General features: G+C 66.9%; 5 protein-coding genes. 3 read left to right on the top strand and 2 right to left on the bottom strand.

Going from position 1 to position 7193, the window contains the following annotated elements; translation table 11 throughout:
- Both AC3WRI_RS01895 and AC3WRI_RS01890 read right to left on the bottom strand, forming a co-directional pair.
- Positions 1-2037: sensor histidine kinase (locus AC3WRI_RS01895; protein ID WP_492292437.1), on the bottom strand; the 2037-nt coding region annotated here is incomplete at its 3' end.
- Complete coding sequence (locus tag AC3WRI_RS01890; RefSeq protein WP_439669104.1) at positions 2010-3413, bottom strand: sigma-54-dependent transcriptional regulator; 1404 nt, start codon at positions 3411-3413, stop codon at positions 2010-2012. The genes AC3WRI_RS01895 and AC3WRI_RS01890, both read right to left, overlap by 28 nt.
- Before the next feature lie 288 nt (positions 3414-3701).
- Between AC3WRI_RS01890 and AC3WRI_RS01885 the strand changes: the two genes are divergently transcribed.
- The 3 genes from AC3WRI_RS01885 (at position 3702) to AC3WRI_RS01875 (ending at position 7188) form a co-directional block, all read left to right on the top strand.
- Entirely contained in the window at positions 3702-5132 is a 1431-nt protein-coding gene (locus AC3WRI_RS01885; protein ID WP_010809256.1) for an L-lactate MFS transporter, read from the top strand.
- 43 nt (positions 5133-5175) lie between these two features.
- On the top strand, positions 5176-5298 hold the full coding sequence (locus tag AC3WRI_RS01880; RefSeq protein ID WP_010809255.1) for an MFS transporter small subunit: 123 nt from the start codon (positions 5176-5178) through the stop codon (positions 5296-5298).
- A gap of 450 nt (positions 5299-5748) precedes the next feature.
- Positions 5749-7188, top strand: coding sequence for a cytochrome ubiquinol oxidase subunit I (locus AC3WRI_RS01875; RefSeq protein ID WP_492292435.1), 1440 nt, complete (start codon positions 5749-5751; stop codon positions 7186-7188).
- The last annotated feature ends 5 nt before the right edge of the window (positions 7189-7193 follow it).

The following is a 7193-nucleotide window of genomic DNA, read 5'->3' as shown; positions in this document are numbered from 1 at the left end:
CGCCGGGGCCGCCCCGTCCTCGCGCAGCCAGACAATAAACTCCGCCCCCTGCCCCACCGCGCTCTCCACGGTAATGCGGCCGCCGTAGCGCTCCACCAGCGCATAGCTGATGGAAAGCCCGAGGCCCGTCCCCATCTGCTTCTTGGTCGTGAAGAACGGATTGAACAGGTTGGGCACGTCTTCTTCCCGGATGCCGTGCCCGGTGTCGCGCACATGCAGCGTCACGCCCTGCCCGTCCCAGTCGCGCGTGCCGAGCGTGAGCGTGCCGCCCTCGGGCATGGCGTGGATGGCATTGGTCAGCAGGTTGACCACCACCTGCTGCAGCTCGCTGCGGCTGATGCGCACCTGCCGCGTGGCCAGGCAGTCCAGCTCGACCCGGATCGACGCGCCCTTCAGCATGTGCTGGACCAGGTCGACGCAGCCAGCCGCCACCTCGCCCGCATCCAGGCGCTCCATATTGCCCGCGTAGGCCTCTGGCCGGACAAACTGCAGCAGCCGGTTGGTCAGCAGGTGGATACGCCGCACCTGCTCGTCGATCAGCCTCAGCTCGTGCCGGACTGGCTCGGCAGCCGGGCCAAGAATCTCGCGCGCCACGTCCAGGTTGCCCTGGATGACCGCGATCGGATTGTTGATCTCATGTGCCACGCCCGCTGTAAGGTGCCCTGCGACGACGAGCTTCTCCGACGTGATCAGCTGCTGCCGGGTGGCACGCAGCTCGGCGTTTGCGTCCTCCAGCTCGCGCGTGCGCTCGGCCACCTTGCGATCGAGCGAGTCCGCCCAGTCCCTGAGCTGGTCATTGCGCTGCCGCAGGGCCGACAGCAGCTGGTCGAACTGACTGGCGAGCTGGCCGAGCTCGTCTTCGCTGCGCACCGGGCCCACGCGCGCATCGGCGTCGCCCGCCTTCAGCGCCTGCATGGTGCCGACCATCCGCGCCATCGGCGCGAACACGCGCCTGGCCCAGAACAAGGCCAATAACGACCCCGCCACGCCCAGCAGCAGGAACAGGCCCACCAGGACCCCAAAAGCCAGGTTCTTCACCTGGCCGATGGGCCTGGCAAGATAGCCAACATAGAGCATGCCGATCCGCTCGCCGCGGCTGTCCACGATCGGCTCATAGGCGCTCATGTACCAGTCGCTGACCACGAACGCCAGGTCCAGCCATTTCTCGCCGCGCAGCAGCACCTTGTCGCGCACCTCGCGGGAGACCCGCGTTCCCAGGGCGCGCTCGCCATGGAACAGCCGAACGTTGGTGGCAATGCGCGTGTCGTCCAGGAACAGGGTCGCCGTGCCCTCGCTGCCACGAGGCAGCGATTCCGGCTGGTAGACCAGCGCGTTGATCGTGTCGATGAAGCCGAGGTTGTGGTTCAGCAGCGTGCCGCCATGCAGGATCGCCACCAGCGTTCCCGCCTGGTCAAATACCGGTGCGGCTGCGTGCATCACCATGCCGCGGCTTTCCTGGGTCCTGTCGGTCGGCGCTGCGTTGGCGGTGGGGCGTAGCGCCACCTGTGCGCGTCGGGCAGCCTCGCCGGAAACCGCGGCCAGTTGCGTGGCAGACCATACGTCGGTGGCGGCGTCCGTGCGGCCGGCGGCGGCGCTGGCCACCACGCGCCAGGCTGCGTAATCCGCCCCTGCCGCACCGGCAGGCGCAGCGGCAAGCAGCCGCCCTTGCGGATCGAGCAACTGCAGGAAATCGAGCCCATGCGTGCGCCGCGCGTCAGCCAGGATCCCGGGCATGGCGCCGCCGCGGCGAAGTCCGTCCACCAGCGCATATGACCTCGCCTCCTGCAGGACACGGTCGCCCACGCCGCCCACCATATGCTCGAAATACTCGTGGGCGACCAGCAGGTCGCTGTTGACCTTGTAGGCAAGCAAGGCCTGGAACGCGCGATTGCCCCACAACCCCATGATCAGCAGCAGTGCCAGCAGCGCCACCAGCAGGGGCGCGACCACGATGGATACAAGCTTGGCCCGCAGCGAGGCGCGATAGTGGCGCAGCAGCGCAGCCGGGCTCAAGGACGCAGGCCCCACTGCAGGCATTTGCGGTCCAGCGTGCGGCGCGAGATGCCAAGCCGGCGCGCCGCTTCCACCCGGTTGCCGCCCTCGGCCGCCAGCACCTGCAGGATGTGCCGCCGCTCCACCGACTCCAGCAGCGTGCCGTCATCGGCCGGCATGGCTGCATCCTCGCGCCCTTCCTCCGGAAGGTTGGCTTGAGCCGGATCGGCCTGGTGCGCGAGCAGCTCGACCGGGTATTCGCCAAGAATCAGCGCCCGCTCCACCAGGTTGCGCAGTTCGCGCGCATTGCCTGGCCAGTCGTAGCCCTTGAGCACCCGGATCAATGAGGGCGACAGCGGCACCGCCGGCAGCCCGAGCTGGGCCGACAGCTGCTCCGAGAAATGCTCGGCCAGCGGCACGATGTCTTCCGGCCGCGTGCGCAACGGCGGGATGGCTACGGACACGACATCGAGCCGGTAGAACAGGTCCTGGCGGAAGCGCCCGGCGGCGACCTCGTTGGCCAGGTTGCGGTTGCAGGCCGCGACGATGCGCACATCCACGGCAATCTCGCGCTCGGTGCCGAGCGGCCGGATGCGCCGGTCCTCGATCACCCGCAACAGCTTGGCCTGCATCGGCAGCGGCAGCTCCGAGATCTCGTCCAGGAACAGCGTGCCGCCGTCGGCATAGAGAAACAGGCCATGGCGCCCGCCGGCCGCGCCGGTGAAGGCACCCTTGGCGTGGCCGAACAATTCGCTTTCAATGATCTCGGGCGCCATCGCGCCGCAGTTGAGCGGCACGAACTGGCCCTGCCGTCCGCTCAGGCGATGCAGCTCGCGCGCCACCACTTCCTTGCCGGTGCCGGACTCGCCCGTCACCAGTACCGTCGATGGCATCGGTGCCACCCGTGCCACCAGCGCCATGACCTTCTTCATCGCTTCGGACTCGCCGATGAAGTGCTTGTGGATGGTGTACTTGTCCAGCTCGCGGCGCAGCAGGTAGTTCTCGCGCGTGAGCCGGGTCCGGTCGAAGCAGCGCCGGATCGCATTGAGCATCTGGTCGACCCGGAACGGCTTGACGATGAAGTCCGCGGCGCCCGAGCGCAGCGCGGCAATCGCCGTGTCCATGTCGGCGAAGGCCGTCATCAGGATCACGTCGGCGGGGTTGCCGGCCGCGCGCAGTGCCTTGAGCCACTCCATCCCGCTGGCACCGGGCAGCGCCACATCGAGCAGGATCAGGTCGAAATGCCGTTGCTCCAGCAGCGCGGCACCCGCTTCGGCGCTGTCGGCCGTCACCACGCTGCCCACCTTGCCTTCGAGCGCGCGCGACAGGAACGAACGCATGCCGGCCTCGTCGTCCACCACCAGGATCGTGCGACGCTGCCAGTTGTCGGCATCGGGCGGGTTGCTTTGTCTTTCGCTCATCACTTTAGTTGTTGCGGGGCAAGGGAAGAGTCTAGCGACAGTCGGCCACCCGGCTGTATTGGGAATTAAACCGAGCCGGCCGCCGCACATGGACATTTTGGCCCGGGCAACGGGCCTCCGTCCGGACATTTTGTCCAAGGCTGCGCCCCGGCGCGCGGGGCCGCGCGACGCAATCCATTGACGACAAAGGGATTGCGCCTTGGGCATGGCTTTTGCTGAACCACGCACTCCAGCCCGTCGCATCACGCGCAAAAAAGAGGCTGCCACTTCCAGGTAGGAGACACCTTCATGTCATACCCCGCGCAAGCGCAAACGCCCTCGCAGAAGTCCCAGCACGCGTCGCCGTCCCGGCCAGCATCACGCCCGTCGGCCTTCTCCAAGGAGGCCATCATCGCCCGCCCCGGCTTCAACCGCTGGATGGTGCCGCCGGCCGCGCTGGCGGTGCACCTGTGCATTGGCCAGGCCTATGCCTTCTCGGTCTTCAACGAGCCGCTGACGCGGATCCTCGGCGTCACGCAGTCCGCGCCGGGCGACTGGCAACTGACCACGCTGGGCTGGGTGTTCTCGCTGGCGATCTTCTTCCTCGGCATCTCTGCCGCCTTTGCCGGCAAGTGGCTGGAGAAGGTCGGGCCGCGGCGCACCATGTTCACGGCCGCGTGCTGCTTCGGCGGCGGCTTCCTGGTTTCGGCGCTGGGCATCTGGCTGCACCAGATCTGGCTGCTGTACCTGGGCTACGGCGTGCTGGGCGGGATCGGGCTGGGGCTGGGCTACGTGTCGCCGGTGTCCACGCTGATCCGCTGGTTTCCCGACCGCCGCGGCATGGCCACCGGCATGGCGATCATGGGCTTCGGCGGCGGCGCGATGATCGGCGCGCCGCTGTCGGTCGCGCTGATGAACTACTTCAAGAGCGCGACCAGCGCGGGCGTGGCTCAGACCTTCCTGGTGATGGGCGTGATCTACTTCATCTCGATGTCGATCGGGGCGCTGGCCATCCGCATCCCGGCCCCGGGCTGGGCGCCCCCGGGCTACGTACCCACCACCAAGGCCCGCAAGATGGTCACGCACGCCAACGTGCACATCGACCAGGCGCTGAAGACGCCGCAATTCTACCTGCTGTGGGTGATCCTGTTCCTGAACATCACCGCCGGCATCGGCGTGCTGGGCCAGGCTGCGGTGATGATCCAGGAAACCTTCAAGGGCAGCATCACTGCGGCAGCCGCCGCCGGCTTCGTCGGCCTGCTCAGCATCGGCAACATGACGGGGCGCTTCCTGTGGAGCTCCGCCAGCGACTACTTCGGCCGCAAGATCACCTATGCCATCTTCTTCGCCTTCGGCGCCGCGTTGTACATGGCGGTGCCGGCCGTCGGCTCGTCCGGCAACGTGGCCCTGTTCGTGGTCTGCTACTTCCTGATCCTGACCATGTATGGCGGCGGCTTCAGCACCATTCCCGCCTACCTGGCGGACATGTTCGGCACGGCCTACGTCGGCGGCATCCATGGCCGCCTGCTGACCGCCTGGGCCGCCGCCGGCATTGCCGGCCCGGCGCTGGTCAACTACATCCGCGAGCACAAGCTGGCCATGGGTGTGCCCAGGTCAGAGGTCTATGTCGACACCCTGCACATCATGGCCGGCCTGCTGGTGGCGGGGTTCGTCTGCAACCTGCTGATCCGGCCGGTGCATGAGCGCCACCACCTGCGCGAAGCCACCAGCGCAGCCTGAGCGCCACCCCGGCTTCCGATACCAATACACAGGAGACACCACCGTGCAAGACGACCGTACTTTCGGCAAGACGCTGCTGCTGCTCGCGTTCTGGGCATACGTGCTGATCCCGCTGGGCGCGGGGATCTGGTCGACCCTCGGCAAGGCCATGAAGCTGTTCAGCTGAGCGCTCGCGCCGGCCGTCCGCTGCGTCCTGATCCATCTTCGCAGCGCACACCCGAGAGCCTCCTGACTGGTGCCGCGGGATCCTGTCGCATGACTGTGATCCCGCGCAATCGCGTCATCTGTACCGGTGGCGCGAAGTGCCTGGCAAGCGCTGCTTCCGGCCTGAAGAACTGAGCTTGAACGGTTCCGCAAGAACTGTATCCCTAGCGGGCAGGCTGTAGTCCTTACGCTTGTCCATGGTGTCCTGTCCCGCAATTGACCCGATATGAAATCGCCCAGTTGCCCGCCATGCGTCGTTGCTCGTCGTTGCCATGGCTACGGCTATGGCGCCTCCTCGCGCCTAGCCTGACGACCAACTGGACGATTTCATTCATCAAGTCAATTGCGGGACCGGACACAGTCTCGCGCGACACGCCGTCGTGCCGGCGGCCACCCCACGGAGAGCACATCGATGTACGGACTCACAGCCCTGGAACTCGCTCGAATCCAGTTCGGATTCACGGTTTCCTTCCACATATTATTTCCCGCCATCACGATCGGGCTGGCATGTTTCCTGGCGTTCCTGGAAGCACGCTGGCTCTACACCAAGGACTCGGTGTACAGGACCCTGTACCAGTTCTGGATCAAGATCTTCGCGTTGAACTTCGGCATGGGGGTCGTTTCCGGCCTGGTCATGGCCTATGAGTTCGGCACCAACTGGTCTGGCTTCTCGCAGTTTGCGGGAAGCGTCACCGGACCGCTGCTGACCTACGAGGTGCTGACCGCCTTCTTCCTGGAAGCGGGCTTCCTGGGCGTGATGCTGTTCGGCTGGAACCGGGTCGGGCCGGGGCTGCACTTCTTCTCGACGGTGATGGTGGCGCTCGGCACCATGATTTCCTCCACCTGGATCCTGGCATCGAACAGCTGGATGCATACACCGGCCGGCTACGTCATCGTTGCCGGCAAGGTGGTGCCGACCGACTGGCTCGAGGTGATCTTCAACCCGTCGTTCCCCTACCGCCTGGCGCACATGGTGATCGCCGCGCTGCTGTCGACGGCACTGTTCGTGGCGGCATCCTCGGCCTGGCAGCTGCTGCATGACCGCGCCGTGCCCGCCGCCCGCAAGATGCTGTCGATGGCGCTGTGGATGGTGCTGATCGCGGCGCCGATCCAGGCGGTGGTGGGCGACGCCTACGGCCTGAACACGCTGGAGCACCAGCCCGCCAAGATCGCGGCGATGGAGGGGCACTGGAACACCGCGGCCAAGGATGACAAGGCCGGCTTCCCGCTGATCGTCTTCGGCATCCCCGACATGGAACGCGAGGAAACCCGCTACGCCATCGAGATTCCGCGCCTGGGCAGCCTGATCCTCACACACAGCCTTGACGGCCAGATCCGTGGCCTGAAGGACTTCCCCAGGGAAGACCGCCCCAATGCCACAGTGCTGTTCTTCACCTTCCGCATCATGGTTGGCCTGGGGGTGGCGATGATCCTGTTCGGCCTGCTGGGCTGGGTGCTGCGCCGCAACGGCGCGCTGTACCGGTCCAAGGCCTTCCTGCGCCTCGCGGTGGTGATGGGCCCCGCCGGCCTGGTCGCGCTGCTGGCCGGCTGGATGACCACCGAGATCGGCCGCCAGCCGTGGGTGGTCTATGGACTGCTGCGTACCCATGATGCCGTTTCCGCGCATGCGGCCGGCCCGGTGGCGCTGTCGCTGGCACTGTTCGTGGTGATCTACTTCGTCTGCTTCGGCGTGGGCATCCGCTACATGCTCAAGCTGGCCAGCGCCGGCCCCGCCCCCGACGCGCACCCGCACGAAGAGCCGTCCTACGGCCCCGGCAGCGTCGTCCCCGCCGCCATCGCCGCGGCTTCCACACCCAACCCGATGGCCCCGCACGGCCAGCGCGAATCCTGAACAGG

The organism is Cupriavidus sp. FW305-27 (assembly GCF_058787995.1).
Note: the sequence above shows the minus strand (reverse complement) of the source record. Positions and strands in the feature narration are given on the sequence as shown.

Excerpts from the sequence above, each read along its gene's own strand:
- AC3WRI_RS01890 (WP_439669104.1), bottom strand. The coding sequence starts at position 3,413 with ATGAGCGAAAGACAAAGCAACCCGCCCGATGCCGACAACTGGCAGCGT.
- AC3WRI_RS01885 (WP_010809256.1), top strand. The coding sequence starts at position 3,702 with ATGTCATACCCCGCGCAAGCGCAAACGCCCTCGCAGAAGTCCCAGCAC.
- AC3WRI_RS01875 (WP_492292435.1), top strand. The coding sequence starts at position 5,749 with ATGTACGGACTCACAGCCCTGGAACTCGCTCGAATCCAGTTCGGATTC.